This window comes from Cryobacterium sp. PH31-L1, assembly GCF_030063145.1.
GTDB lineage: Bacteria > Actinomycetota > Actinomycetes > Actinomycetales > Microbacteriaceae > Cryobacterium.
The window spans coordinates 13,901-40,745 of sequence record NZ_JASISM010000013.1 but is presented as its reverse complement, the minus strand read 5'-3'; the positions used below and the strand labels follow the sequence as shown (position 1 = coordinate 40,745).

Here is a 26,845-nt window from a genome sequence, read left to right as displayed (position 1 = left end):
GCCTCCAAGGCGTCAGCTATCGACTCAAGAGCCACCAGCCCGCCGCTGATACGGCATAGTAGAAAACACAGATAGTGGTCCTGTTTTCAAACGGCACTATTGGCCCTGTTTTGGCTCGGCGTTAACATCTTGAGGACTCCACCATGAATGCAGCCACAACACTGATCATTTTCGATGTCAACGAAACTCTTTCGGACATGTTACCGATGGAGAGTCGTTTTGTGGAGGTCGGTGCCCCGGGCTATCTGGCCCACATCTGGTTCGCATCCTTGCTTCGGGATGGATTCGCCCTCGCCGCGTCTGGCGGCAGTGCGAAATTCTCCTTGATAGGCACCGAGATGCTCCATCATCTGTTCCGCGACGTCGCCCTGACGTGTCCTCTCGATGAGGCCGTATCCCATGTCTTGGAGGGCCTCAGCACGCTGAAACTACACCCCGACGTCGCAGACGGGGTCAGGGCATTGAAGGGCTCCGGATACCGCCTTGCCACTCTGTCCAACGGGTCGGCACGGTTGGCACAAGCCCTGCTGACCGAAGCGGGGATACGAGACAACTTTGACGCCATTCTCACTGTCGAGGACGCACCGGCGTGGAAACCCGTCGGTTCCGCCTATCAGTACGCCGCGAAAGCACTCGGGGTTCCGACGGCGGAGATGCTACTGGTCGCCGTGCATCCCTGGGACACCCACGGGGCAGCTCAAGCGGGACTCCGCACCGCTTGGATCAACCGAGGCGATGCAGCTTATCCGAGCTACTTCGCGCAACCGGACTACACCGTTCCCACCCTCCACGAGTTAGCCGCACGCCTGAACGCTTAGGCAGCGGTGGGCTCGAGCACAACATTGCGCTGTTCACCAAGAAGCTCCTTAGAGGACGCCCCACGGTAGCAAAGTCGGCTCGTGACGTCTTGACTACTAGAAATTGATTCGATCAGGGTTTCTTGTCTGTACCGAAAGGGCAGGATTCAGGCAGGAACGGAATTAGCACGCGCTTGGGACGGGACAGGCGAGAACCAATATTCTGCGAGCCATTCAAGAAAACTCTCTGTTTGGCGGTTTGTTTTCCCAAATGTACTTTGCCGGTATTTCCGTCGAATATGTCGTCATATCCGGCCAACTGCTCCACCGCGATATCCGAGAGGGGCCGGAAACCCATCGTCCACTCGGGAAATTGGCGTGACGCAATCTGCTCTTCACTCACTGTGTAAGTTAGGCGGTGTCGCGGGTCTGCGCTGATAATTGCGAACCGAGCGCGCACCTCGTCATCGGGCCCCTCGAGAATCTGTATGAATCTGCCCTCGTGGTATATGAGGGCGCCGATGAGGTGATGCGCTACGTTGTTCGCTCGCGCTTGCACGAGAATCGCGACGATGTCTTGGTCTGATAGGGAGAGCGCCGCAGCGCTCACATAGGAAATAGATAGCAAGATGTCCTCCGGACGTCCAATATTTCTTATAACCCTCCTCGACGAGGCAACCGAACAGGCCCCAAACAAGGGTCGACAAGACCAGCGAGATGACCAGGTCATGATGCACGTAGTTTCTTTCTTCCGCTCAGTCGAAAGGTTCAATCGCTACGAGTACGAATAGGGACGATGCTTCGCACGGCAAGAACTATTCTTAGACGGTTCTGTGACGTCACGGGCAACTCTAGGGGGATGAGCACAGACCTCCGACCACTCCACCGGTTCGCCCGGACCGCCCTTACCGCCGCCGGAGTCATCCTCGCCGTCATCCTCACCGGGTTCGTGCTGAGCGGGTCTGCAGGGTGGACGGCCGGAGAGATGGACCTGCTTCGCCTGGTGAACACGACCCACACCGCGCCGGTGGACGCGGTGGCCCTCAGCATTGACTGGCTGTTCAGCCCCGCCGTGGGCGCAGTCCTTGTCTTGCTGGCCGCCGGATCGGTGCTGCTAGCGACCCGGCGACCCGGGCCGGCGATCCGGTTCGTGGCGGTGGTGATGATTCCCACGCTGGGGGCCGACGTGATCAAGCTGCTGGTGCATCGGGCCCGGCCTGATATTCCGTCGCTGCCGCACATTCTCCTGCTCGAACCGGGCGGTCTCAGCTTTCCCAGCGGACACACCAGCTTCGCCGCCTGCTTGCTGCTCGGGATCATCCTCGTCACGTCCGGCCGCCGCTGGCATCCGTTTGTGATCGGAACGTCGACGGTCGTGGTGCTCGCGACGGCCGCGTCCCGGGTGTATTTGGGCGTGCACTACCCGTCGGATGTTGTGGCGTCCATCGTGTACTCGCTGGCGGCGGTGGCGCTGGTGAACGCCGCCTGGAGGCTACTACTGGCACACTGGAGCGAACGAGGATCCGGCCTCCCTGCCGAACCCGTCCGCGGAGGAGTCAGGCATGCACGCTGAGAGCACAGCTGGCGCTCGGCTGCTGTTGATCGAAGACGATGCCAAGCTCGGCCCGATGATCCGCGACGTGCTCGCAGAAATTTACGATGTCACCCTGGTGGCCGATGGCGGGGACGGCCTGGCCGTCGGCCTTGCTGGCGAGTTCGAGGTGATGGTCATTGACCGGCGCCTACCCACGCTGGACGGTCTCGGCGTGGTGGAAGCGCTTCGCCGGAAACTGGTCACCACTCCCATTCTGCTGCTCACCGCCCTCGGCACGACCGGCGACAAGGTGGCCGGGCTTGACGTCGGTGCCAATGACTATCTGGTCAAGCCGTTCGAATTCGATGAGCTTTTCGCCCGGCTCCGGGCCATTCGCCGGGTGTTCACCGGGGAGGGTCGCACGGTGCTGGTCGGTGGCTGGGAATACTACCCCGACAGTCGCACGATCTATTCCCCGTATGACGGGCGTATCCTTCTGACGGTCAAAGAGAATGAACTGCTCAAACTGTTGGCGGATGCCCCGCAGCGCACATTCTCGCGCCAGCAGATTTTGCAGACCGTGTTCAGCACTGCGGACACCGCTGGAACGGTGGACACCTACGTGCATTATCTTCGGCGGAAGACCGACACCGACATCGTCCTCACCGTGCGCGGTGAGGGTTACCGCCTGGGACAACCATGATCCGCAGTAATCGCATTGTCGACAGCGACACCCTTGCCATCCGTCGGGCTTCCCGACTTGTCGGCACTCGCATTGCGATCGCGTGCGCCGCGGTCGTTGCGGTGGTCATCGTGGCCGTGTTCGTGTACATCCTGTCCGAGATCTCGCCCGGTGAGTTGTTCGAACCGGTGCCGGACACCGAGAACTTGCAGGTCAGCGCGTTCAAGCTGCTGCGCGCGGCTGCCGTGTTGGGCGTGGGATTGATCGTTCTGGCCGGGGTGTTGAGCTGGCTGGTCACCCGCCGGGCCGTGCAACCGCTCGGCGACGTGCTGCGCATCCAGCGGGCATTCGTTGCGGACGCGAGCCACGAACTCCGTACCCCGCTCGCGGTGCTTGATGCCCGCCTGCAAATACTGCAGCGCACCCTCCCCGCCGAGGACCCGTCGGCCGCGGTCGTTGCGGAGCTCCGCAGTGATGCGAAGGACCTCATCCACATCGTCAATGACCTGCTCGAATCGGCCGAAATCGGCGGCGCGGCCGTGCCGGACACGGCCATCGTCGATCTGGTCGCTGCCGTTGATACCGCCGTTCAGTCGATGGCACTCATCGCCGTCGACAAGCACATCACCATAGAGCTGGATGCCCCGCAGCCCGCGCCCGTGCGCGTGCCCGCGTCCAGCATCACCCGGTGCGTGGTCGCCCTGCTCGATAACGCGGTGCGCTTCGCCCCCAGAGACTCGATCATCACTGTGGACGTGACCGTGACCAAAAAGACGGTGGCGGTCACCGTGCGCGATCGCGGCCCCGGCATCCAGGGCATCGACCCCACCCGCATCTTCGACCGCTTCGCACACTCCGGAACGGCCATGGACGGAGGCGGAGACGCCCGCACCGGGTTCGGGATCGGACTGTCCCTGGTGCGAGAAATCGCGGTGCGCTACGGCGGATCCGTGCACGTCGTCGACAGCTCCGCCGCGGGCACAGCGATCACCCTCACCCTCCCGCAGGTGAAGCCAGCCGCGTCCTGATCCTTCACCGTCGAGCAGGTCGCTGCTCACGAGGAAGAAAGGTGTCGATTGTTTGGTTCTGTGAGAAGTCTTAGACCGGGCCGTGTTCGCTGGTGCTACCGACCCCATCCCAGGAGGAACACTTGTCCACGACCTCAACGCTCTCCACGACCGTTTCGCCCGTCCGGCACATCTTGACCAAGGTGCCCGAGGTAACCCTCATCTTCTGGGTGATCAAGGTCCTTGCGACCACCGTGGGGGAGACCGCCGCGGACTTCCTCAACGTCGACCTCGGCCTGGGCCTGTCGATCACGTCGGTCATCATGGCCGTCTTGCTGGTCGCCGCGCTGATCGTGCAATTCAAGCTGCACAAATACACCCCGGCCGTGTACTGGCTGGCCGTGGTGCTCATCAGCGTCGTGGGAACTCTCATCACCGATAACCTCACCGACAATCTCGGGGTGCCCCTGTGGCTGACGACGGTCGTGTTCGCCATCGCATTGGCTGCGACCTTCACGGTGTGGGCGATCTCGGAGAAGACACTGTCCATCCACTCCATCTTCACGACCCGCCGGGAGGCGTTCTACTGGCTGGCCGTGTTGTTCACCTTCGCCCTCGGCACAGCCGCCGGCGACCTCGTCGCCGAAGGACTCAACCTCGGGTTCCTCGTCGCGCTGCTCGTTTTCACGGGCGCGATCGCGCTGGTGGCTGTGGCGTACTTCGTCTTCCACCTGAACGCTGTGCTCGCTTTCTGGATCGCTTACATCCTCACCCGCCCGCTGGGCGCCTCGACCGGCGATCTGCTCTCCCAGCCTGTCGCTGACGGCGGCCTGGGGCTCGGGACCACGGGAACGAGTGTGCTGTTCCTGTCCGTGATTCTCGTTTTGGTGGTCGTGCTCACCCGCCGCGCCCACACCACGAACGCCCAACTGACCGCCACCGTCTAAACACCGCAGAAGCGGATGCGCGGCTCGCCTTCAGAAAACTCAGAGAAAGCCCTTGCAGCATGAATACCATGATCGTTACCGCACTGCCCACGTCCGGTTTTCTGGATCCACAGTCCGTGATCGCCGGTGCCGGCGTCTGGGGCCTCGTGGTCGTCTGCGCGATCGTGTTCGTGGAAACAGGCTTGCTCGTGGGGTTCTTCCTGCCCGGCGATACCCTGCTGTTCTTCACGGGCGTGCTCACCCTCAGCGGGGTGATCAGCCAGCCGCTCTGGGTCGTGATCCCGGCCATCGCGGTCTCGGCAGCGCTCGGCGACCAGCTCGGTTACCTCATCGGGCGCACGACGGGCCGTCGTATTTTCGACCGGCGCGACTCCGGGCTGTTCAGCCGAAAGAGCGTCACCCGCACTCAGGGCTTCTTTGATCGGTTCGGGCCGGCGGCCGTCACCATCGCCCGGTTCGTGCCGGTCGTGCGTACCTTTGCTCCCGTCGCGGCCGGCGTCGGCAAGATGCCCCGGCGGGTGTTCACCCTGTTCAATATCATCGGCGCCGCGCTGTGGACGACCGGGGTGGTGCTGCTGGGCTTCGGTCTGGCCCACATTCCGGGCGTCGCCGACTTCGCCGCGCGCTACATCGATCTCGTGCTGATCGGCATCGTCGTGCTCTCCGTGGTTCCCGTCATCATCAGGGCCCTCGTTTCACGTCGCCAGACCGTGCGTGCACGGTAGCTCCATTCGGTCGTGCGCAGCAGCTAAAGCTCGGGCTTGGTGTCTCTCATCGTGGTCTCACGGAGGGGTCAATAATCTCGGTGTTATGACAACATCCGCTATCTCAACCGCAGCCTTGACGCGCAGCTTCGGCGCGCATCAGGCCCTCGCAGACCTCACCCTTGATGTACCGCAGGGGGAGGTCTTCGGGCTCCTCGGCCACAATGGGGCGGGGAAGACCACGACCGTGAATCTGCTGACCACCCTGCTCGAACCCACGGCCGGCGACGCGATGATCAACGGTCACAGCGTGAAAACGGATGCCGCCGGCGTGCGCCAGTCCATCGGCTATCTGCCCGAAAATGTGCAGTTCTACGACAACCTGACGTTGCTGGAGAACCTGCGGTTCTTCGCCCGGTTGTCGGGACTGCGCCGCCCGGACGCTCGAATTCGCGACGTTTTGACCTTCCTGGACTTCACCGGTCATGACAACCAGCGCGTGGGGACCTTCAGCAAGGGAATGCGCCAGCGCGTGGGCATCGCCCAGGCCGTGCTGCACGCGCCGGCCGTGTTGTTCCTGGACGAACCGACGTCGGGGCTGGACCCGGAAGGCGTACGCACCCTGCGTAAAACGATCGTTCGCCTGAACCACGAATTCGGCATGACAATCTTCATGAACACGCACTTATTGTCCGAGGTGACAAAGACCTGCACCAGCATTGGCATCCTCAACCATGGGCGTCTGGTGCACCACGACTCGATGAGCAACACGCTCGCCGCGTTCCCCGCGGACGAATCCCTGGAAGATATCTACTTTCAGCTCGATTCGGCCGCCGCATGAACACCATCCTCACCAGCGCTCGGCATGAAGTCCTCTGCACCCTCCGTGCCCGGGTCGCAATGCTGCTGCTGGTGCTGTTTCTCGGGATGGTGTCGCTGTCCTCACTCATCGGCTGGCTCACCAACACGACCGTCACCCGGGTGTACGAAAAGATCCTCGCCGATGGGCTCACCACGGCGCCGAACCCGTTCGCGGCGGTGTCGGCGTTGTACTACTCACGCAATTCGGTGATCTATGTGGTACTGATCGGCGCACTCATGGCGATCATCCTCGGCGTGCAGGCGACCCTGCGTGATCGTCAGTCGGGCACGTCCGATCTGGTTCTAAGCCGGCCGGTGGACACCATTCACAGGCTGATCGGGCAGTTTCTGGGGCTGGGCGCTGTGATCGCGGCCGTTCTGGCTGCCAGCACGGTGATCAGCTGGGCGTCCATCAGCATCATCATGGGTGCGCCCCTCGGGTTTGACACCTCGGTGCGACTGATCGCATTCGCCACCCTGTCCTGGTCACTGATGATGATTTTCGCGCTGCTCGGCATGCTCACCGGGCTCTACAGTCGCAAAGAGACAACGGCGTTGCTCGTACCCTTCGTGATCTGGAGTGCGATCGCGTTCGTGCTCCCACAAATCGGCACCGCTGCGCGGCCGGTGGCGTTGTTGAATCCGGTTCCCGCTCTGGTAGCGCCGGGCAGTGCTTCCTTTGACCTGATCGGTGCGGTCACGGGCCCGTTCACAATTACCGAGCAGTTCAAACGAGCCGCGAGCATCGTGCTGCGCGATGACAGCGTTACCGGCAGCCCCTGGCTCAGCATCCTGCTGCTGGTGGCCGTTCTCATCGCAATGACCTGGATTGTGGTCGTCACACCACGCCACACACTGAGGAGTGGTCTGAATGAATAGCACCTGGATTGTCGCCGAGAAGGAACTGCTGGACCTCCGACGTGATCGTCTATTCGCGATCCTGATCGGGTTCCTGGCCGTCGCCACGCTGATTTCCGTAGCTGTCGCGTCGGCCGACTTCCGCAACCAGCTGGATGCCTACAACCTCTATGTCGCCAATCTGGCCAACAGCGGCAGCACCGTTACGGCGGCCGCTCCACAACTCTTCCCGTTGAAGCTGCTGCGCGGCGGAATCGAGTACCTCGAAATTCTCGGAGCCCTGTTCGCCATCGTCCTCGGCTATGGCACCATCGCCAAAGAGAAACACCGCGGAACGCTGCACCTGTTTCTGAGCCGCCCGGTCGGTCGATTCGCGTTCGCCGGCGGCAAAATGCTCGGCCTGTCGATCGTCTGGCTCGGTGTCGTCGCCGCCCTCACCGCGGTCTCACTTATCGCGGTGGTCACGATCGGTCATGCCCCGATCCAGGGCATCGACGTGGCCCGACTCCTCATCGCCGGCGGCTTCGCCTGGCTCTACCTGGTGTTCTGGACGGCACTGGCCGTGGGCCTGACCGCGCTGTCCACCCGGCTGAGTACCGGACTGATCGTGGCACTGGTGATCTGGCTCGCATTCGTGCTGATCATTCCCCAGATCGGCGACACCATGGACCCGGACAACCAGGTTCCCGGCGGACTGTTCGCCACCCTGCAGATCCAGAAAGCCGATGAACTGGCCGTTCTGGCCCAGTTCTCCGCGTTCGACGGTATCCGCAACGGCCTGGAAGTGTCGTCGGTGACCAAACACTTCGAACGCCTCACTTTCGCGTTCCTGGGCATCAAAGACCAGTACAACCAACAACCCCTCAGCCTGGTGTGGGCAGCAATGCTGCCCTACGCCATCACCCTCACCGTGGCAACTCTTGCCGCCGTGGTCTTCGCCGCCCTCGCAACGACGAGGCGCACTCTGCAAAGGAAGCAATCATGAAGTTGAAACTCATCGTCATCCCCGTCGCCCTCGTGGCCCTCGTCGCCGCTGGCGGAATCGCCCTCTCCCAGCTGAACGCACCCGCCACCCCCGCAGCAACGACCTCCTCCAACGCCACGGCCGGAACAGTACTGCCCGTGACATCAAATCCGATCACCAACACGAGCACCACCCCGGGCCTGACGGTCGTGTCCGCCCTGGCCGAAGACAACGTCGACGGCTCCGGCACAGCGATCACCGACCGGCTCCAGATCACCGTCGAAAACACCACCAGCAACCCGCTGACCAATCTGGAGACCTACTATGTGATGACGGATGTCACCACCGGAGCCAGCGAGGCCTACTACCTTCCCCTGGACGGAGTGACCCTCGCACCGAACACGGAAACGACGCTCTCCTTCGACAATGAGACCGGCGCCGGGCATTTTCCGGAAAACACGTTCAGCCTCTACCGCAGCTCCACCAACCAGGTCGACTTCACCATCCAGGTCAGCGCCAACGGCGTACAGATCGCCAACGGCACCGCAACCAAGGGAGCAGGAACCGGTGAACAAGCCGACTAACCACCCGGCCAACGGCCCGGCCACCTGCCTGGCCAACTGCCCGGCCAACGGCCCGGCGACCTGCCTGGCCAACTGCCCGGCCAACTGCCCGGCCAACGATCTTTGGTCGGGCGGCGCGTGAAGATACTCGTCGTCGAGGATGACGTCCGCATCGCGGACGTCATCCGTCGTACCCTCACCGAATCCGGCTACGCCGTCGACGTCGCCCACACCGCGCCCGACGGCGTGCAGGCCTTCGAAATCGACACCTACGATCTGGTCGTCCTCGACCTCATGCTCCCGGGACTGCCGGGCGGTGGGATGGACGTGTGCCGCCGCATCCGCTTGATCACTAGCGACGTGCCGGTGCTGATGCTGACCGCACTGGATTCGATGCGCACCAAGGTTGAAGGGCTCGACGCCGGCGCCGACGACTACATCGTCAAACCGTTCCACCTGGTCGAGCTGCTGGCCCGCGTGCGTGCGCTCCTTCGGCGTTCTCCGCGGGCACAGCAACCCGTGTTGCAGGCGCAGGGAGTCTCTCTCGATCCCGCCACCCGCACGGCGGTGCGGGCCGGGCGCACGATTGTGTTGACAGCGAAGGAATTCGCTGTGCTGGAATACCTGATGAGCAACGCCGGCACCATCATCAGCGCCACCGAATTAATCGACCATGCCTGGGACAGCAACTACGAGGGGTTCAGCAACGTCGTGCAAACCTACATTCGCTACCTGCGGCACAAGCTCACGCTGCCCGGCGAGACCGACATCATCGAAACCCGGCGCGGCGCCGGCTACCTCATCACCGCGGACAGCTGATGTTTCGCCGCGCGCTGGTTCGACTCACCGTCACCTACACGCTGGTGCAGCTGGTGCTGTTTGCCGCGTTCGCGGTCGGCATCTACATCTTCGTCACCGGAACCTTCGACTTCGACGCCGCTGAATCGGACGGTGCCGGCGCCCTCAACGCGGCCGAGCGGGGCTTCGCCAACCTCCGCACCGGACTCATCGTGCTCTACGCCATCTTGTTGGTCTTGATCCCACTGGCGAGTTTTCTCATGGCCCGCGCCGCGCTGACACCGTTGCAGAAAAGCTACGATTTGCAGCAACGCTTCGTCGACGGCGCCTCCCACGAGATGCGCAGCCCGCTGAGCATCATCCAGGGCGAACTCGAACTCGCCCTCCTCACCACCCGCACCCCGGCCGAGTACGAGCGGGCGATGCAGACCGCGCTCGACGCCGTCGGCGGGCTGACCGAGCTCACCAACGACCTCCTCCTGTTGTCCAGCGGCGGAGGAGCTGAACTGAAGAGAACGTACGAACTCGTCGACCTGAACGACCTGGTTCGCCAGGACCTCGACGCGCGCTCCAGTAACCCAGTGGATGCCTCCCGGCTGAACGTTCACCTGGGGCAAGCCGCGGTCGTCCTGGGCTCCCCGGGCCTGCTCGCTCGAGCGATCGCGAACGTCATCGACAACGCGCTGAAATTCACCCCGTCGCCCGGTGTCGTCACCGTCAGTACTGACGTCCACGACAGCACCTGCACCGTCACCGTGTGTGACAGCGGCATCGGCATGGACAACAACGACGTGAAGCACGCCTTCGACCGGTTCTGGCGATCCGACCAGGCACGATCCCGCCCGGGGCACGGCCTCGGTCTCAGCCTGGTGCAGCAGATCGTCCAGGCCCACGAGGGCCGCATCGCGCTCACCTCGCAGGTCGGCATCGGCACCACCATCACGGTGAACCTCCCACTCCGCCCCTAATCGGGCACCGACGTGTGGGCTCTCACGCTCATCTCACCTGCCCCTCTCTAGCTTGGAAGTATGGCCCCGCAGTTGCGGAGCCCTCTCACGAAAGGCAGACACCATGCAGAAGAAGATGAAAATCGCCGGCGGCGCAGCAGTTGCCCTGGCCCTGGCCCTCGTCGGCGGCATCACCCTCACCGCCGGCGCCCAAGCCACTCCCGCCAGCCCCTCGTCGTCCAACACGACCGTTGAGCCCGGGGCGACCACGGCCGACACCGACAACGTGCAAAACGAGGTCGAAGACGGCACCAACGACGGCGAAACCGCCGACGACACCGGCACCGAATCCAGCACCGAATCCAGCACCGAGTCCGGTACTGAAACAGGCACCGAAAACACGAGCGACGACATCAACGGTGTCGCCGTCGAAGACGGCACACAGGACTAAGCCCTCTCACCGCAGGATGGCCGGGGCGCGCCTGCGCTCCGGCCACTCGCGTGTGAAACCTGCGATGTGTCCTGCCCCGAACGGGGATGACACGGACGCGATCAAAGCGCTTGAATGATGCCCATCATTCCCGCGTCCTCGTGGTCGAGGATGTGGCAGTGATAAACGGTGCGGCCGCTGAAGTCGGTAAATGCCACCCGCACGCGCACAGTACTGCGCGCTGGCACATTCACGACATCCTGCCAGATCACTTCTTCGACCGGTTGGCCGGCCCGTTCGACGATTTGCATTGGCCAGACGTGCAGGTGCATGGGGTGGTCGAGGGTGCTGGTGTTGGTGAGCATCCACTCTTCGACGCTGCCGAATTGCACGGTTGTGTCGATGCGGGCGGCATCAAATGCGTGGCCGTTGATTGTCGCGGACATCATTCCGCCGCTCATGCCGCCCCCCATTCCCATGGCGAAGACCAACTCGCGGCGCGCGGTGACGGTGCCCGTCCGGAGGTCGGGCGGAACGGGCTGGTCGGGTATGGCGGCAAATGCTGCGGTGTCGGCACCGAAGACCGTGAACGTCGCCAGAGCGACTTCGGCAGAATTGGACCCAGTGCTGCCCATCATTCCGCCGGACGTGCCCCGGTTGTAGGGAAGGGCGCGCAGCGTAGAAGTGCCGGCGCGAGCGGTCACGAGGAGGTCGGCACGATTGCCCGGGGCCAGGATCATTTCGTCGACGCCGCGCGGTGCTTCAAACCGGCCGGAGTCTACTCCGAGGAGAGTTATCTGCTGCCCGTCGAGGCGAAGCTGCAGGTAGCGGGAGGTGCACGCGTTGACAACGCGCCAGCGTTCCCGTTCGCCCGGACGAGCATTCAATTCGGGAGTGAGCTGTCCATTCACCAGAACGAGCTCGCCTTCTCGACCCGACATCTTTTCCATCTCGGTGGCCACTGAAATCGTGCCGGAGGAATCGAAAGAGATGTCAGAGATGACGAGTACGCGCTCCCGAGTGGCGGGAATTTGCTCGGGGTCTTCCACGATGATCGCGCCATAGAGGCCTCCGAACACCTGGTCGGCGACGGATCCGTGCTGGTGCGGGTGATACCAATACACACCCGGCTGGTGATCCGCGGGTATCGCGTAGGAGTAGTCGAAGGAATCGCCAGCGTTGATCATGACAAACATGTTGTCGCTATTGTCGTCGGGGGACACGTGAAGGCCGTGTACGTGGAGGTTGGTCGGATCGGTCAGGCCGTTGCGGAGGCTGACATTGATAATGTCCCCGGCCCGAACGCGCAGGGTGGGACCGGGAAGGCCTCCGTTGTAGGTGAGCGCATGCACATCCCGGCCGGCAATACGGATTCGCTGTGGCGACGATTCCAAGGCCACCGTGAGAACTCCATTGGAGCTGCGCAGCTCGGTGGGAAGAACAAGAGCGACCCCTGACCCAGCTACCGCAGTCCGAGTGGTTGCCGATTTTTGATTCAGAACCAAGCCTGTCCCGCCGAGGGCCACACCGCCAATGCCGACGCCGCCGAGAATGAGAGCCTTTCGACGGCTGATATCGACCATCATCGGTCTTCGCCGAGCACCCGAATCTGGTCACGGTACTGCTCTGCCGTCAACTCCCCGCGCGCGAACCGCTCGTCGAGAATCTTCCGCGCGCTGGTTGGACCAGGCGACGCAGTCAGCGACGACGCGGGGTCGCTACCCCCGTTTTTGGTAGACAGGCGGATGACGAGATACACAAGAATTGCGATCCCTGCCACAGCCAGCAGCCCGAACCCCCAAGACCACCCCATACTCCCAGTGCCCCACATCATGATTGATTCCTTTCTTCGTGCCTCGTCGTCTCAATATACCTCTAGGGGTATCCATTGGTACTGGATTTCTGCCGAATGCCCCGAGCTGCTGCGATTCTCGCCGCCTGCGGCGTGTCAACGCACGTAGGAGAACAGTCCGATCATGCCGCGTTCAGCGTGGTAGGCGTTGTGGCAGTGGGCGATCCACTGTCCGGGGTTGTCGGCGTCAAATTCAAACGTGACGGTCTCTTTTGGACGGACGATTACCGTGTCTTTGCGTGCGCCGTTGTTGCTCAGTTGGAAGCTGTGTCCGTGCAGGTGCATGGGGTGCCACATGCTGGTGTCATTCACCATCTTGACCTGGACGCGTTCATCCAGACTGATATCAAAGGCGCCCGCGAACGGTTTCTTCATATCGAAGCGACGCCCATTGATGCTCCAGTCATACTTTCCCATGCTGCCGGTTAGACGCATGGTGTGGATGCGGTCGGGTTTCGTGGCGGTGAGGAGAACGGATTCGTCTGCGGTGAGACGCCCGCCGTCGGTGACTGTGCCGTCCAGGGTTGACGGAAGTGTGGCGGCGTCTGGGGCGGTGCCGCTACCCGTGCTGATGAGGCCGTACGCGCGGCCGTCCTTCCCCTCGGGGATGGCCAGAAGCGGCGTGTATCCGTCCTGAACGGTGAGGATCGCATCGATGCGTTCGCCCATGCCAAGCACGACCGCGTCGACATCCTCGTGTTTTACCGGGAACCCGTCCGTGTGCGTCAGGGTTATCTTCTGGCCCGGCACACCCACCCGGTAGGCGGTGTCTCCGGCCGCGTTGATGATCCGCAAACGAATACGGTTGCCCGGTCGGCTCTGGAATACCTCCGCATCCTCTGTGGCCTTTCCATTGAAGAGGTGGGCGGGAATGCGTACATCCCCGGCGTCGCCACCCAGGTACGTGCTGCTGGCGCCCATCAGCATGTGGGTCATGGGCATATCCATGCCGGACATGTCCATACCCGTGGAAAGTTCGTCGAGAGCGTCCTCGGGGGTGCCGCTGATGCCGTCGAGCCAGTCATCGAGGAGGATGACCCATTCCTGGTCGTAGAGCAACGGCTCACGCTGGTCCTCGATGATGAGCGCGCCGGAGAGGCCGCGTTCGCGTTGCATGTCAACGTGTGAGTGATACCAGTAAGTGCCGGGCTGGTTGAGTCGAAACTTATATTCAAAGTCGCCGCCGGCAGCGATCGCCGGTTGCGTCACACCCGGCACCCCATCATTGTCATTGCGCAGGGCCAGGCCGTGCCAGTGCACGCTTGTCGATTCCGCGAGCGTATTGGTGACCGGGACGTTGAGTGTGTTCCCGGTTTTGGTGCGGATGACGGGCCCATTGAGAGCCCCGTTGTATCCCCAGGTGGTCAGTGCAATCCCGGCGACGGTCGTGTCGAACACGCCTGCGCTGAGTTTCTGCGTGATCGTTGTCCCGTTCGAGGGGCGAGCGTCTTCGTACTGTGAAACGAGCCGATCCGTTGGCAGGATGCGATCGACCACTTGTGCGGCCGGAGGCGCCGACGGCGCGCAGGAGGCCAGTGCAGCAGTGGTCGTCATAGCAAGGGAAGCGCCGAGAAAGGCTCGACGGGTGAAAGACGAATTCATCAAATTTCCTTCAATCGATGATGCGGACGTCGGTCGGATGGCCGGTGTCGGTCAGCGGTCGGTGTCAGTCGGCCAGTGAAATCAGCGAGGTCCATGTGGCACCGTCGTCGTCGCTGGCGGCGATGCCGGTAGCGTCAGCGATGAGGAGCCACGGGGAGGGGCCGCCGCCGACGACGGTGAACGCTTCGGGGGCGCGTCCGGTCGTTCCGGTTTGTGTCCACGTGTCGGCGGTCTGGCGCCAGACCGCGCCACTCGGATCGATCCCCACCAATTGGCTGTCGGCGTCGGTTTCGACGGCATCGACCAGGAGGAGCGCTGGAGCGCCAACCACTGTGGCGAACGTTCGGCCTGCATCGGTGCTCATCATGAGACCGTCTACGGTTGTCGCGTAGAGTCGATCGGCCTGGGATGAGTCCGCAGCCAGGTCGCGGAGCGCGAGGACCGCCCCAGGCGACCAAGTGAGGCCGGAATCGTCGCTGACGGCGATCGCCCCGGCGCCCGCGTCGTAGCCGTAGACGCGGAGGGTGCCGTCGTCGAGAGGGACGGCATCCAGGTCGTGAAAGTCGGTCTTGCCCGCCAGCGACACTGTCGTCCAGGATGACGCCCCGTCCATGCTGGAAATGAGTCCCAGATTCGGAAGCGCGAGGTCGCTCGGTGCAGCCGGATCGGGATGACCGGACGCCAGCAGTTGGCCGGGCGCGGCGACGGTAAAGCCCATCGTGTCCTGCGCCAGACCGGCTATCTGAATCGGTTGCGCTGTATCGGGTCGGGGCGCCCCCGCCAAGTAGCTATCCGGAAGAGCTCCGGTCGGGACGAGCCATACCCCGTGGTGCGTGGCCGCATAGGTCTCTCCCGTCAGCGGATCGGCTCCGAGGCCGTGCACGTGCTCGAAAGCGTTCGGAACCGGAGCGGTGCCGAGCGACCCTGCTGCCGAGTTCGAAGCGCTGGCCGAACAACCCGTAAGGGCGACCAAGCTCACGAACAGCACGGTGAGGGCCTGGGCCCGGCGTTGAGAATGGGGCAAACTAACCAAGGGTGACTCCCCGATCGCTCATGAAGGTTTGTGGATTGACGCGTGCACCGTTGACTCGGGTTTCAAAATGCACGTGGCAGCCCGAGGACGCGCCTGTGTTGCCCACGAGCGCAACGGTGGTGCCGGTGGACACCTGCTGCCCGGTGCTAACCAAGAGGGAACTGTTGTGTGCGTATCCTGTCTGGGTGCCGTCACCGTGGTCGATGAGAACCCAATTGCCGTAGGATCCGAGCCAGCCGGCGTAGACGACCGTTCCAGCGGATGCGGCGTGAACGTTGCGTCCGCAGCTCGCGGCGATGTCGGTTCCATAGTGGAACGCACCGACTCCGGCTACGGGCTTGTTGGGGCGGGCCCCGTATGCCGAGCTGATCCATCCCGACACGGGCAAAGTCCAGCCTTGTCCACTGGGTGTGCTGCTGCTGCTGCCGCCGGCCGGTCTGCTCGCTGCCGCGGCCGCTGCCGCAACCTGTTCGGCTCGCGCTTTGGCGGCAGCAGCTTCGGCCGCTCGGCGGATTACTTCACCTGCGGTGTAGTCGACTTCTGTCGCGGCCCGATCCTCGGTGAGTACTGCAAGCTGAGCCTGCAGGGTTGCGGCTACTGCTTGCTGGTCGGCCAGTGCCGTCTCAACGCGGATGCTCGCGGCCATCGCCTCGGCCAGCGCAGTCTCGGCCGTCTCGGCCAGGGCGCCAAGTGCTTGCTGTGCACTCTGTGCCTGATCCGTAAGTGATCGGGCGGAATTTCGGTCGGCCGCCGCGGAATCATAGACCAGACTCATTCGCTGCGTCAGCTTGCTCATCGAACCGAGTTGATTCAGGAGGTCGCTGGCGCTGGACCCGTCCACGAACAGGGACAGCGACAGATCGCTGTTTCCCGTGCGGGCGAGCATCGCCGCGAGCCGGCCGGCCTGCTCTCCGGAGACGACGGCAGCGGCCGAGGCCTCATCCGCTTGGCTCTGCAAATTGGTCGCCCGCAAGGTTGCCCCGTCGAACGCGCTTTGGGCGGCTTCATAGTCGGTCGCGCGCCGATCTGCTTCCGCACGGGCGACATCCACTTCGGTCGTGAGACCCGAGATCAGTGCGGTCAACTCCGTGACCTGCGCTTGTGTGCTGGCTTCGGACGATCGAGCACTTTCCACATCAGACCAGCTCGGATACTCCACCGCCTGGGCCGGCCCGGCGACTCCGAGTAACCACAATGCCGTCACCGCGACAACTGCGATCCTCGCGAGAGTCCTGTGCTCAGCCAAGAGAGACCCCCCGAGCGTTCATGAATGGTTCCGCATCGATGCGTTCACCGTCGACGCGTGTTTCAAAATGTACGTGGCAGCCGCTGGATGCACCGGTTGAGCCCACGATCGCGATGATCTCACCGGCCACAACTAGCTGACCGGAGTCCACGAGAAGCTGACTGTTGTGGGCATATCCCGTCTCGACGCCGTTACCGTGGTCGATGAGGACCCAGTTGCCGTAGGAACCCTGATAGCCCGAGGTGACAATTTTCCCTCCGGTGGCGGCAAAGACGGGCTGCCCGCAGGGCGCGGCAATGTCGGTTCCGTTGTGGAAGTCACCGACACCATCCACGGGCTTGTTCGGGCGAGAACCGAACGGGCTCGAGATCCGGCCCAGAACCGGTAAGGCCCAGCCTTTATCGCTGATCTGGCCCGGACTCAGGCTCGCCCACTTCCCATTGCTGGCGACGTCGGTGTACGAGGCCGGTTCGGGCGCTTCCGTGATGGCGTACCCGTCGCGTTCAATGAGAACGGATGCTACCCCAGCGGCGCTGACGCTTTGTAAATCGTTCGTCGGGGCGGCGCTGCTAGCAGCGGCCTGTGGCGTGTTCGTCTTGACCACAAGCGCGGGCAGCGACGTACTGATCGCGAACAGTGCGATCATCGCCATGGCGCTGCCGGCCGCAGCACGTTGGCGAAGCGGGATCTGCCGAGGAACAACCTTCGCGGGTGGGGCAGCTTCCGACGGGCCGGATCGCCCCGTCCTCAGCATGGCTTCCATGGCGCGCAGATCGCGTCGCGTCATGGGGGGAGTGGCACCGGAGATTAGGGGCGCCGTGGCGACGTGACCGGTGCTATCCACGGATTACCGCGCTAGCGAGGTGAACCAGAGGGGGAGTGTAACGGCGATGCATTCTTATGTCCTTGCGGGTCATTCGGGAAACGAAGGCTGGGCTCCACGGGCGCGCTGTTCCAAAGAACAGCGCGCCGAACGTGTCTCTTTAGAGCGCGGCGAGGAGATCGGCCATGACGGCGATCTCAGCCGTCTGCGTTTTGACGATGTTGGCGGCCATCGCCTGAGCGTCCGCATTCTCACCGTCATCGATTTCGAGCTGCGCCATCGCGACAGCGCCCTCATGGTGTACCGTCATCTGTTCGAGGAACAGGGTGCTGGCCTCTACTCCCGAAGCGTCCTGCAGGGCCATCATGTCGTCGTCGGACATCATTCCGTCGGAGCCGCCGCCCATGCCGGACATGCCGTCCATGCTGCTGTCATCCTCGCCCCACGCCGTCAACCAGTCTTTCAGCTGCGTGATCTCGGGTTCTTGGGCAGCCTTGATCTCGGTTGCGAGATCGGTGACGCTTTGGTCGATACCGGCCTTCGCAAGGAGGTCATCGCTCATTTGAACGGCCTGCTCGTGATGGGGGATCATCATCTGCGCGAACGATACGTCCGCTGAGTTGAAGGCCGCTGTGGTTTGGCTGGCGGAGGGGCTTGCTGAGTCGGTGGCGGGACTGCCACCGGCACAGGAGCTGAGAGTCAGTGTGGCCGCGAGGGCCACAGTCGCATATAGAAAAGTTCGTGGGTTGAGCATCGTTCATCCATTCGTCGTTAAGTAGTAGTAGAGACCGAGGAGCCGAGGGCACGGCGAAGTTCCGAAGCCAGATGCTGGCTCGGAACGTCATCTCGGTCTAAACGCGACAGATGGACAGGAGGGTGAGACTGGGGCGCTGAACGGGCAGCGCGGCGGTGCGCCAAGAGTTCAGGATGAGGCCGCCGGCATCGAGAAGCCGCCGATACGTGGCAGGAAGCCGAGTTAGGAACACCATGACGACAAGGGTGAGTAGTACGATGCACGTCATTGCCAGCAGAGCGCAATCCAGCATTCCGTTCAGGCTTCCGGACGTGATCGCCGCGATGACGGGAGCGGCCATGACAGCGGCCATAACCATCACCGACGCCTGTTGCTCAGCCACAGCCGATGAAGCAGCAACACTGGTCGAAGCAGGGGCCGGGATGTGCACGGCATGCCCGGTGGCTTCGGAGTGAATGGCAAACACCGCAAAGAGTAACGCGACCAGAGCAAGAAAGGAGACAAAAGGCGACACATAGACGGGTGCAATAACCCGCCGTACCGCTCGCTTCAGCATCATTTCACCTACTTCTCTGCCCACAGTCCACGAATGAACCGCCAATGTCTTCCTTGGCAGAGTACCCCACGGCGAGTAGCGAATCCTGAGTGCCAGTTTCATCAGATTCAAGGTCGTAGGCCAAACGAGACAGCGATAGCGCCCGGATGTAGTCGCTCGCTTTCGGAGGTACGGCCGGGATGAGGGCCTGCAATGCCGGGGGGAACGTGGCCGAGGCGGCCTGAAGCACGATGATGAGCACATAAATCTGCCAGGCCTCAGTGACGAACGCCAGAGAGAGCGCGACAATCGCGCGCAGCACGTGCGTCGTCAGGGCGGAGATCACCGGGGCGCTACCGATATAGGCGACCATTTTGATGGTACCGACGCCTATGACAGCCCAAGCCTGCATGAGCCACGCGATGAGCAGCACGAAACACAAGAGAGCTAAGACGAATGGGGCAGGACCTGTGATCGAATAATTCAGCCTTCTCCTAGCAAATCCTGATTCCGCCCCGCGAACATCCCGAATACGGTCAAGGAACAATCCCAATAACAAGGAGAGAGTATGCCTTTCATCAACGTTCCCGCCCCAAACAATTCCGACGTCGAACTGCACTACGAGGACGTTGGCACCGGCAAGCCCGTCGTGCTGATTCATGGCTGGCCCCTCAGCGGCAGGTCGTGGGAAGGTCAGGTACCCGCACTGGTTGACGCCGGATACCGGGTGATCACGTACGACCGCCGCGGGTTCGGCCAGTCATCCCAGCCCTGGAACGGATACGACTACGACACGTTCGCTGCCGACCTGAAGTTCGTGCTCGACACCCTCGACCTGCACGAGGTCACCCTCATCGGCTTCTCGATGGGCGGCGGTGAGCTCGCCCGATACGTCGGCACTTACGGCACCGACCGTGTCGCGAAACTCGTCTTCGCCAGCGCAGTAACACCGTATCTCTGGAAGTCGGAGGACAACCCCGAGGGCGGTGTCGACGCCGGACTGGCCCAGTGGTTCCACGATGGACTGACTGGCGACCGGCCGGCATTTCTGCACGAATTTCTTGAAATGTTCTTCACGGCCGGTAAGCCCTCGTTGGTCAACAGGCCCAAGGTCAGCTCCGAGCAGATTTCCTACAACCTCGACATCGCCGAAATAGCGTCGCCGAAGGGCACGCTCGACTGCACGACCGCATTTGCGACCACGGATTTTCGCGACGACCTGACGAAAATCACCGTGCCGACCCTGGTGATTCACGGCGACTCCGACACGATCGTGCCGTTCGAGGTCAGCGGCAAGCGTACACACGAGGCCATCTCCGGCAGCGAACTCGTGCTGATCGAAGGTGCTCCGCACGGACTCACGGTGTCGCACACGGACGAATGGAACCGGAACGTACTCGAGTTTCTCGCGAGGTAGAGACTTGAGGAGAGCCCGTTACTGATCTGTGGCGGGCTCTCCACCGCCCGACGTCGGACTCGACGAGACCCGCTCGCAAAAACACCGCGGGTCGAGCTGCAACCGGTTACGGAGTCAAATTGACGGATGCCGTCGCCGTTAGTTGTCCCAGTGGCCTTCCGTACCGAATCGAAGATCGTACATCGACGGTGAATACCGATCGAACGCCGAGACTGCAGATCTGGCCGTCGGATACGGACGGGTGCTGGTGTTGTCACCGTTCCGCGACAAATCTTTAACGCCGCTTCCCGGGGGAGTGCACCTCGCCACTCAGGTCGCCGAGCTCCGCGCCGAGGGCAGCACGGCCGAAACGATCATTCCTGAAAATGGCTCCGAGCACCTGGTCGGTGTGCACGCGATGAATCTGTCGCTTCGGCCGCTCGCCGCTCGGGCTGGATACGAGCAGAGCAGAGCACAGCAAAGGCTGACCGCCTCGCCGGATTCTGGCGAGGTCGCGGACCAACGTTTCGAGTTAAGATCTGCTATCAACCGTTGTGGAGGTGACAATGACCGGCGAGCCCAAACCATTCGATGTCTACGAACCCGGTGTTCTGTTGCACGGGACAAAGGCAGACTTGGCGCTGGGTGACCTTTTGGTCCCTGGTCGCGACTCGAATTTCGAAGCCGGGAGGCGAACGAACCATGTCTACTTGACGGAAACGGTGGACGCCGCAACCTGGGGAGCTGAATTGGCCGTAGGGGACGGCCGGGGACGCATCTACATCGTCGAACCGAGAGGTGCACTCGAGGATGACCCCAATGTGACGGACAAGAAGTTCCCCGGCAATCCGACTCACTCCTTCCGCACCCGCGAACCGGTGGAAGTGGTCGGCGAACTCGTCGATTGGACTGGGCACTCGCCGGTTCAGGTGCAGTCGATGCGAGATAGTCTCGCTGCCCTGACACGGGACGGCCGCGCGGTCATCGACGACTAGGCAATTCGGTGATATCGCAGGTGGACCAATCGGTTTATCGACGGGCGCTCTCCTAGTCGGTGGCGACGAAAGGATTGAGCAAACCGGTCTCTTCCGATTACCAGTTCTGGACTAGGGGGAACACTCACACGGCAACTGTTTGAAGTCGTGAGGCGTACCTGCATTATGGGCGCCCACGGACCGACCGCTGAAGCGTTGCCCCTTTCCGGCCGTGAACAGATACGCATTCGTGGGTAGGCTCGACGCTGTGCGTTTGCAGAACCTGTTGGCGTGCCGCTCGGCGGGCGATACCCCGTCGCGCTCGGCTGGAACGTGAAGGAAACACCGTGTCTGATCACGCAAGAATCAAGGGGCACACCGTGACCCGCACCGTGCACATCGAAGCCTCGCGGGCGCGCGTCTGGACGGCGCTGACCGACCCCGAGGTGATGGTCCAGTGGTTTGGCGACGGTGTGGAGTTCGCCGCGCTCGAGCCCGGCGCAACGGGCAGCGTCCATTGGGATGACTACGGCAGCTTTCCAATCGAAATCACCGAGGTCGTGCCCGACGCCTCATTCGGCTTCCGTTGGTCGGGAATCCCCGCCGAACAGCTCGACGAGTACTCGACGCACGTGCGCTTCACCCTCGCCGAAGCCGGTTCCGGGACGGATGTCACGGTGATCGAATCGGGCTTCGATACACTCCCCGGCGGCACCCGCTACCGTCGCGAACGTCTCGAGCAGAACCGAGAGGGCTGGGAAGTCGAACTCGACGAGCTCGCGATCCTATTCGCGGGTGTCACGGAGTAGTTCACGTTTGCGGGGGAGTCCTTCAAGCATGCGACGCCCGAGCCCCCGGCGCTGCGATGTTTTCCGTCTCTGGGCGAGTCTGGGGATCATTTGACAGAGCAGTCGTCCGAACGACCTCCGCCATACCTGCGCCCGACTCGCCCGTAACAAGGGTGGTCCGATTCGCCAGCCACTTTCGCACCCTCGTCTCGTCGGTACTAGCGCTGTGTTTGTCGCTAGTGCAATTCTGGCGGGCTGCAGGTGTCCGATCATGACTGCGTGCCCCGCGACCGGGTGGGCCAACACGCTCACCGTGACGCTTGACGGCGCCACGGATGATGCCGGCCTCGTGCAGCTGTGCATCGACGATGAGTGTTCAAAGTGGCAGGCAGACGGCGGCTGCAAGCATACTGGGCGCAGGTTTTCAGCTGGCCGCCTTCAATAACACCACCCGCACGCTCCCCGACGCCTGTGTCCAGCCAAACCGGGGTGCCTTCGCGGCTGCGGCCTACGCGTGGTCGCACGCCGAGCGCTGGCACAACCTTGCCAACCGACTTCCCGGGTGGCTCTTGCCGTCGGTTGGCACCGTTTTCATCGTTCTCACTGTGATTACCGGGCTACCCGTGGTGTTCATCGTCCCGCTAGTCGAGGGGGCCTCCCGGTCAACGTGCTGGCACATCCCTCGTTGACCGTCGCTGAGCTGGGGCAGTTGGGCGTCAGGCGTGGGTTCGGACTCCTTGTCGTACCGTGCAGCCTTGGATGCTGCGGTGAGCATCGTTACTGCTCTGCGCGATAACCGCCAGCCGCCGGCCGCGACTCCCTTTTGGGAGTTGCAGTCGCGCCTTGGTGCCTTCAGCCAGACGCAGGGTGTCACTCTGTGACGCATGGGTCGACTCACGGATGCTCAGCGCGTGGAGGACCAGCAGCTAGGTGTGCTTCAGCTCCACGGTCGCAGACTCGCCCTGGATGCTCACCGAGTAGCTGATGAGGCCGTCCTCGTACGTGAATTCTTTGGTGTTGTCTGTGGACGCCATCAAGGCGTTATCCGTCTCTGCAGCGTTTCGCTGCGAGGTCCAGGTGTGCGTTGCGTTCGCATCGGCCGGGCCTTCGAACGTGCCGACCCAATACACGGCGGTGATGTCTTCGCTCCCCAGTTCCCAGTCGATGCTGATGACGCCATCGACGATCGTTGCCGTCATGAAGTCCGTCTCGCTCTGCGAGTTGCTCTGCTTCCAGCCGCCAGTCAGGTCGGGAGCTATTGGTGCTGCCTCGACAGGCTTGGCCTCACTGCTGGCAGCGGGTGAGGTCGTTACGGGTGCGGCGTCCGTGGCGCCGCACCCGGTTAGGGACAGAGCGGCAACGAGGACGATGGGCGCGATGAGCTTCTTCATAAGATATATCGTGTCAGACCTCTGACACGCTCCTCGACGCGTCGGTTACGCTTCCGGCAAGCGAGACGTCTCCGGCAAATGCCCTGGGAGTAGTCGGGTCCCGGGGGAATCCCACGATCGACCTATGCGCGGTCGTCGTGAGTGTCGCCCATGACAGCTAAGCGTGAGCGGGCCGCTGAGAGCTTGTCCACACCGACGGCAAGGAGCGTCCACATCCCCGACAGGGCCGTCGTCGCGGCCATACACGAACGCCATCGTTGTCTGTCTGGGGGTAAACCTGACGTTTGTCCGACTGTGTTGATTGGGCGCAGAATGGATCATGGATGCAATTCAAGAAGAGCATGCGGTTGACGACGTGGTTCGAAGGCTTGAACAGCGGTTTTCGGATCTTCCAGCGGATCGGGTGCAGGCGGTCGTGACGGCCTGTTATGCCTCTCTGTCAGACAAGCCGGTCAGGGACTTCATCCCGGTTCTGGTGGAGCACGAGGCACGATCGCGACTTCGCGCTGAGAGACCGGACGCCCGTGACGCGCACAATGCCCCGCTGGCTGGCTTTCGCGCCAGATAGTTCGCGAGCATCCGTATCTGACATGTGGGGACTCAGAGAGCCAACGCGGGTTATCGCGCCCTCACAGTACCGTGGTCCCGAGGGATTCATTGTGGCTTTGGCGCAGCGGATGCGTTGACGCAGGAGCGGCCTGCCGGTTCAATCGACCCGTTGACAGTGCAGTTCGGAGCATCCGCTCGACTACGGAGCGACGTAGGCGGAGACTGGTGGCACGTGCGGCGGCACGGCGGGTGTGGTCACGCGAGAACACACTGGATTGCAGTTTCACGAGGTGCACACCAGGGTCTATCACGCCCGATGGTGTCGGCTGTAGCGGATGCGCCGCCCACCACAGCGCGTCCATCACGTCGTGTGCGTCCCGGTTGGTACCGATCAGGGTGGCGAATTCCTGGTCGAGATCCGCGTGCAGGGCATCGTTTTGTTCAGCAGCCGCGCGTAACTGGAGCGCCAGATTGATCACTCGTCCCCGCCTCGTCAATCTCACCCGATCGCGGGCTCGGCCGATGGTTGATCGTTCGGCTGTGGCTTCCAGACGCGACGTGGCGTGCTGTCGGTATGACCGCTAGACGCTCCGTGTGGAATCTTCCGTGGTCGAAACGGGAGGATTACTTCGCTTGAGAAGGCCCGACAGTGCGAAAGTGATCCCGGCGATGATCAGCCCGAGGACCAAGCCGAATACGGCCGACAGGGCCGTGTCGGTGAGCCAGACGACAGCCGGGCCGGCGGATTCGACCGAGTGCGTGACGACATGGAGCAGATCGTAGGGGCCGTGCCAGAACGTCTCTGCGAAGTTTGTGATGACCAAGTGGCCGCCAACCCAGAGCATGGCGACCGTCCCGATGATGCCGATCACACGGAACACGGTGGGCATCGATGCCACGATGCGTGCGCCGGTACTTCGCACCTGGCGGGCGGGGTTCTCCAGCAGCGCCAAGCCGATGTCGTCGATCTTGACCAATAGTGCGACGGCGCCGTAGACAAGCGCGGTCATGCCGAGACCGATGACCACCAGGGCGCCGAGGGTCATCCAGATGCCGAAGCCGGGGTCGAGGCTAGCCAGCGCGATCAGCATGATCTCTGTGCTGAGGATGAGGTCGGTGCGGATTGCGCCGAAAATGAGTTTGCCTTCGTCGCGGGACTCCGTCTCGTCGGCGACGTGATGGGTGCCGAACCACTCGGTGACTTTTTCCGCACCTTCGAAGCACAGGTAGGTCCCGCCGAAGATCAGCAGAAACGGCAACACCCACGGCGCGAACGCGGAGAGGAGTAGTGCGAGCGGGATGATGATGACGAACTTGTTGAACAGGCTGCCGAGCGCGATGCGCCAGACAACGTGGAGTTCGCGTGCCGGCGAGAGCCCCTGCACATACTGCGGGGTGACGGCCGCATCGTCGATGACGACGCCCGCGGTCTTCGCGCTCGCCTTGAGGGCGGCCGTGAGTATGTCATCGACGACAGCAAGCAGGCCGACAGACATGTGGTTCTCCTCGGGTGGGGTATCGCGCACGCACGGTGCAATGGCGGTGAGGTCCAGATTACCGTGGGGGAGACGAGGAAGAGTCGTCGTGGGGGTATCACGCGAGTGGATGCTCACGCTCAGTCGACCTGCTTACACGGTCAGAAGTCGAGGCGCCGGAATCATCGACGTAGCTTCTGCCGGCACGGGCGCTGCACGCTGCGTCGACCGAGCGCGCGCTGTCCGGCGAACCATCTCTCCGCGAGCGTTGCCGAAGATCGTGAGTCCGTATTCCTTCCGCCCCCAGAGAAGTAGAAGCCACCAATGGTTGATGATCAGGCCCTGTAGCAGGGCCACCAGAATCAGCGAGCCCTGAGCGATGCGCCCGACGGGGTCCTCCGGCAGCGCTACGGCGACCGCGGCGACGGCAGTGATGCCCCACAACCGACGACGGCCAATGACCGCGACAACCCCGAAAGCCAGGGGAGACAGTGCGCCGCCGCCAATCAACAGGAGTAACATTCACGCGCTCGCGCCAAGACGCCAGCGGAGAGATGGTCCCGTTGCGGTCGCCGTAACGGGCGCGCGGCCGGTTCCCAGCCTACTTGGGACGAGTGACGCGGGGACGCCCGCCAACGGCGAGGCAACGTTGATCTCAGTCATGAGAACTACTAGCATGCTCAACGTTCCTGCTGTTCAAGCGGATGGAGTTCCCGAAATGGCCGAAGTCGTTCTGTTCCATCACGCCCTGGGACTCACACAGGGCATCGTTTCCTTCGCCGACGAACTGCGCCGGGATGGGCATGTCGTTCACACACCCGATCTCTTCGATGGCCGTACCTTTGAAACCGTAGATGGTGGCGTCAACTATGCCGAGCAGATCGGCTTCGGCGACTTGATCTACCGCGGCGAACAGGCGGTAGAGGGACTACCGGGGGAACTGGTCTATGCGGGATTCTCCCTCGGGGTGCTCCCCGCCCAGAAGCTGGCGCAGACGCGCCGGTGCGCACGCGGGGCCCTGCTGTACTATTCCTGCGTTCCAGTCTCTCAATTCGGCGCAGCCTGGCCGGATGGCGTTCCGGTGCAAGTGCACGGCATGGACGCTGACCCGATCTTCGTCGGCGAGGGTGACATCGATGCTGCCCGTGCGCTGGTCGAGTCGACCGACGCGGCTGAGCTCTTTCTGTATCCCGGTGACCAGCACGATTTCGCCGACAGCTCGCTGCCGTCGTATGACGCGGAGGCGGCCGCGCTGCTGCTGCACCGCACGCTGGCGTTTCTTCACTCAACCGCATAAAACGGATGTCCGAGACGCCGCCTACAGTAGATGGCATA

Annotated in this window: 33 protein-coding genes; 19 read left to right on the top strand and 14 right to left on the bottom strand. The window is 62.8% G+C overall.

Going from position 1 to position 26,845, the window contains the following annotated elements; genetic code table 11:
* The first annotated feature begins 143 nt into the window (after window positions 1-143).
* Window positions 144-818, top strand: a complete 675-nt coding sequence (locus QMF22_RS16775; RefSeq protein WP_283455744.1) for a haloacid dehalogenase type II — start codon at window positions 144-146, stop codon at window positions 816-818.
* 112 nt (window positions 819-930) lie between these two features.
* Here QMF22_RS16775 and QMF22_RS16770 read toward each other — a convergent pair whose 3' ends face one another.
* Window positions 931-1,527 (bottom strand): BLUF domain-containing protein, encoded by a 597-nt coding sequence (locus QMF22_RS16770; RefSeq protein ID WP_283455741.1) that lies wholly within the window; start codon window positions 1,525-1,527, stop codon window positions 931-933.
* 129 nt (window positions 1,528-1,656) lie between these two features.
* On the opposite strand from QMF22_RS16770, the gene QMF22_RS16765 reads away from it, so the two are divergent.
* The 13 genes from QMF22_RS16765 (at window position 1,657) to QMF22_RS16705 (ending at window position 11,113) form a co-directional block, all read left to right on the top strand.
* Window positions 1,657-2,370: a phosphatase PAP2 family protein gene (locus QMF22_RS16765; protein WP_283455739.1), complete on the top strand. Its 714-nt coding sequence runs from the start codon at window positions 1,657-1,659 to the stop codon at window positions 2,368-2,370.
* Window positions 2,360-3,034, top strand: coding sequence for a response regulator transcription factor (locus QMF22_RS16760; RefSeq protein WP_283455737.1), 675 nt, complete (start codon window positions 2,360-2,362; stop codon window positions 3,032-3,034). Before QMF22_RS16765 ends, QMF22_RS16760 begins: the two co-directional genes overlap by 11 nt.
* A complete protein-coding gene (locus QMF22_RS16755) occupies window positions 3,031-4,041 on the top strand; it encodes a sensor histidine kinase (protein WP_283455735.1) in 1,011 nt (336 codons plus the stop codon). The genes QMF22_RS16760 and QMF22_RS16755 overlap by 4 nt, the downstream gene beginning before the upstream one ends.
* A 122-nt stretch (window positions 4,042-4,163) precedes the next feature.
* Window positions 4,164-4,967: a COG4705 family protein gene (locus QMF22_RS16750; RefSeq protein WP_283455733.1), complete on the top strand. Its 804-nt coding sequence runs from the start codon at window positions 4,164-4,166 to the stop codon at window positions 4,965-4,967.
* A 68-nt stretch (window positions 4,968-5,035) separates the two neighbouring features.
* Window positions 5,036-5,692, top strand: a complete 657-nt coding sequence (locus tag QMF22_RS16745) for a DedA family protein (RefSeq protein WP_283455731.1) — start codon at window positions 5,036-5,038, stop codon at window positions 5,690-5,692.
* Window positions 5,693-5,777: 85 nt separating this feature from the next.
* The gene (locus QMF22_RS16740; RefSeq protein ID WP_283455729.1) at window positions 5,778-6,512 is read left to right on the top strand and encodes an ABC transporter ATP-binding protein; all 735 of its coding nucleotides are present in this window, start codon (window positions 5,778-5,780) and stop codon (window positions 6,510-6,512) included.
* Window positions 6,509-7,411, top strand: coding sequence for an ABC transporter permease (locus QMF22_RS16735; protein WP_283455727.1), 903 nt, complete (start codon window positions 6,509-6,511; stop codon window positions 7,409-7,411). Before QMF22_RS16740 ends, QMF22_RS16735 begins: the two co-directional genes overlap by 4 nt.
* On the top strand, window positions 7,404-8,375 hold the full coding sequence (locus QMF22_RS16730) for an ABC transporter permease (protein WP_283455725.1): 972 nt from the start codon (window positions 7,404-7,406) through the stop codon (window positions 8,373-8,375). The genes QMF22_RS16735 and QMF22_RS16730 overlap by 8 nt, the downstream gene beginning before the upstream one ends.
* Window positions 8,372-8,938 carry a hypothetical protein gene (locus QMF22_RS16725; RefSeq protein ID WP_283455723.1) on the top strand — a complete coding sequence of 189 codons (567 nt, stop codon included), beginning with the start codon at window positions 8,372-8,374 and terminating at the stop codon, window positions 8,936-8,938. The genes QMF22_RS16730 and QMF22_RS16725 overlap by 4 nt, the downstream gene beginning before the upstream one ends.
* Window positions 8,922-9,059, top strand: coding sequence for a hypothetical protein (locus QMF22_RS16720; RefSeq protein WP_283455721.1), 138 nt, complete (start codon window positions 8,922-8,924; stop codon window positions 9,057-9,059). The genes QMF22_RS16725 and QMF22_RS16720 overlap by 17 nt, the downstream gene beginning before the upstream one ends.
* Window positions 9,056-9,736 carry a response regulator transcription factor gene (locus QMF22_RS16715; protein ID WP_283455719.1) on the top strand — a complete coding sequence of 227 codons (681 nt, stop codon included), beginning with the start codon at window positions 9,056-9,058 and terminating at the stop codon, window positions 9,734-9,736. The genes QMF22_RS16720 and QMF22_RS16715 overlap by 4 nt, the downstream gene beginning before the upstream one ends.
* A complete protein-coding gene (locus tag QMF22_RS16710; protein WP_283455717.1) occupies window positions 9,736-10,683 on the top strand; it encodes a sensor histidine kinase in 948 nt (315 codons plus the stop codon). Before QMF22_RS16715 ends, QMF22_RS16710 begins: the two co-directional genes overlap by 1 nt.
* Before the next feature lie 103 nt (window positions 10,684-10,786).
* Window positions 10,787-11,113 (top strand): hypothetical protein, encoded by a 327-nt coding sequence (locus tag QMF22_RS16705; protein ID WP_283455715.1) that lies wholly within the window; start codon window positions 10,787-10,789, stop codon window positions 11,111-11,113.
* A gap of 101 nt (window positions 11,114-11,214) precedes the next feature.
* Here QMF22_RS16705 and QMF22_RS16700 read toward each other — a convergent pair whose 3' ends face one another.
* From QMF22_RS16700 to QMF22_RS16660, 9 genes are all read right to left on the bottom strand, one after another.
* Window positions 11,215-12,675 (bottom strand): multicopper oxidase family protein, encoded by a 1,461-nt coding sequence (locus QMF22_RS16700; RefSeq protein WP_283455746.1) that lies wholly within the window; start codon window positions 12,673-12,675, stop codon window positions 11,215-11,217.
* Window positions 12,675-12,926 (bottom strand): SHOCT domain-containing protein, encoded by a 252-nt coding sequence (locus tag QMF22_RS16695; protein ID WP_283455714.1) that lies wholly within the window; start codon window positions 12,924-12,926, stop codon window positions 12,675-12,677. Before QMF22_RS16695 ends, QMF22_RS16700 begins: the two co-directional genes overlap by 1 nt.
* Window positions 12,927-13,040: 114 nt before the next feature.
* Window positions 13,041-14,498: a multicopper oxidase family protein gene (locus QMF22_RS16690; RefSeq protein ID WP_283455712.1), complete on the bottom strand. Its 1,458-nt coding sequence runs from the start codon at window positions 14,496-14,498 to the stop codon at window positions 13,041-13,043.
* 112 nt (window positions 14,499-14,610) lie between these two features.
* Window positions 14,611-15,570, bottom strand: a complete 960-nt coding sequence (locus QMF22_RS16685; protein ID WP_283455710.1) for a WD40/YVTN/BNR-like repeat-containing protein — start codon at window positions 15,568-15,570, stop codon at window positions 14,611-14,613.
* Window position 15,571: 1 nt separating this feature from the next.
* A complete protein-coding gene (locus QMF22_RS16680; protein ID WP_283455708.1) occupies window positions 15,572-16,783 on the bottom strand; it encodes a M23 family metallopeptidase in 1,212 nt (403 codons plus the stop codon).
* A gap of 34 nt (window positions 16,784-16,817) precedes the next feature.
* On the bottom strand, window positions 16,818-17,477 hold the full coding sequence (locus QMF22_RS16675) for a M23 family metallopeptidase (RefSeq protein WP_283455706.1): 660 nt from the start codon (window positions 17,475-17,477) through the stop codon (window positions 16,818-16,820).
* A 331-nt stretch (window positions 17,478-17,808) separates the two neighbouring features.
* Complete coding sequence (locus tag QMF22_RS16670) at window positions 17,809-18,402, bottom strand: DUF305 domain-containing protein (protein ID WP_283455704.1); 594 nt, start codon at window positions 18,400-18,402, stop codon at window positions 17,809-17,811.
* A gap of 97 nt (window positions 18,403-18,499) precedes the next feature.
* Entirely contained in the window at window positions 18,500-18,961 is a 462-nt protein-coding gene (locus tag QMF22_RS16665) for a hypothetical protein (RefSeq protein ID WP_283455702.1), read from the bottom strand.
* A gap of 1 nt (window position 18,962) precedes the next feature.
* Entirely contained in the window at window positions 18,963-19,370 is a 408-nt protein-coding gene (locus tag QMF22_RS16660) for a hypothetical protein (RefSeq protein WP_502846975.1), read from the bottom strand.
* Window positions 19,371-19,505: 135 nt separating this feature from the next.
* Here QMF22_RS16660 and QMF22_RS16655 point away from each other — a divergent pair, with 135 nt between their 5' ends.
* From QMF22_RS16655 to QMF22_RS16640, 3 genes are all read left to right on the top strand, one after another.
* The gene (locus tag QMF22_RS16655; RefSeq protein WP_283455700.1) at window positions 19,506-20,354 is read left to right on the top strand and encodes an alpha/beta fold hydrolase; all 849 of its coding nucleotides are present in this window, start codon (window positions 19,506-19,508) and stop codon (window positions 20,352-20,354) included.
* Between the two features lie 545 nt (window positions 20,355-20,899).
* On the top strand, window positions 20,900-21,328 hold the full coding sequence (gene arr / locus QMF22_RS16645; protein WP_283455698.1) for an NAD(+)--rifampin ADP-ribosyltransferase: 429 nt from the start codon (window positions 20,900-20,902) through the stop codon (window positions 21,326-21,328).
* Window positions 21,329-21,654: 326 nt separating this feature from the next.
* Entirely contained in the window at window positions 21,655-22,116 is a 462-nt protein-coding gene (locus QMF22_RS16640) for an SRPBCC domain-containing protein (RefSeq protein ID WP_283455696.1), read from the top strand.
* Window positions 22,117-23,021: 905 nt separating this feature from the next.
* Here QMF22_RS16640 and QMF22_RS16635 read toward each other — a convergent pair.
* A complete protein-coding gene (locus QMF22_RS16635) occupies window positions 23,022-23,486 on the bottom strand; it encodes a hypothetical protein (RefSeq protein WP_283455694.1) in 465 nt (154 codons plus the stop codon).
* 319 nt (window positions 23,487-23,805) lie between these two features.
* Between QMF22_RS16635 and QMF22_RS16630 the strand changes: the two genes are divergently transcribed.
* Complete coding sequence (locus tag QMF22_RS16630; RefSeq protein WP_283455691.1) at window positions 23,806-24,054, top strand: three-helix bundle dimerization domain-containing protein; 249 nt, start codon at window positions 23,806-23,808, stop codon at window positions 24,052-24,054.
* Window positions 24,055-24,115: 61 nt separating this feature from the next.
* On the opposite strand, the gene QMF22_RS16625 is transcribed toward QMF22_RS16630, so the two are convergent.
* The 3 genes from QMF22_RS16625 to QMF22_RS16615 all read right to left on the bottom strand — a co-directional run bounded on the left by QMF22_RS16625 (window position 24,116) and on the right by QMF22_RS16615 (window position 26,032).
* A complete protein-coding gene (locus tag QMF22_RS16625; protein ID WP_283455689.1) occupies window positions 24,116-24,514 on the bottom strand; it encodes a hypothetical protein in 399 nt (132 codons plus the stop codon).
* Window positions 24,515-24,616: 102 nt separating this feature from the next.
* Entirely contained in the window at window positions 24,617-25,531 is a 915-nt protein-coding gene (locus tag QMF22_RS16620; protein WP_283455687.1) for a DUF808 domain-containing protein, read from the bottom strand.
* 132 nt (window positions 25,532-25,663) lie between these two features.
* Entirely contained in the window at window positions 25,664-26,032 is a 369-nt protein-coding gene (locus tag QMF22_RS16615; protein WP_283455686.1) for a hypothetical protein, read from the bottom strand.
* A 139-nt stretch (window positions 26,033-26,171) separates the two neighbouring features.
* Between QMF22_RS16615 and QMF22_RS16610 the strand changes: the two genes are divergently transcribed.
* Complete coding sequence (locus tag QMF22_RS16610) at window positions 26,172-26,807, top strand: dienelactone hydrolase family protein (protein ID WP_283455684.1); 636 nt, start codon at window positions 26,172-26,174, stop codon at window positions 26,805-26,807.
* The last annotated feature ends 38 nt before the right edge of the window (window positions 26,808-26,845 follow it).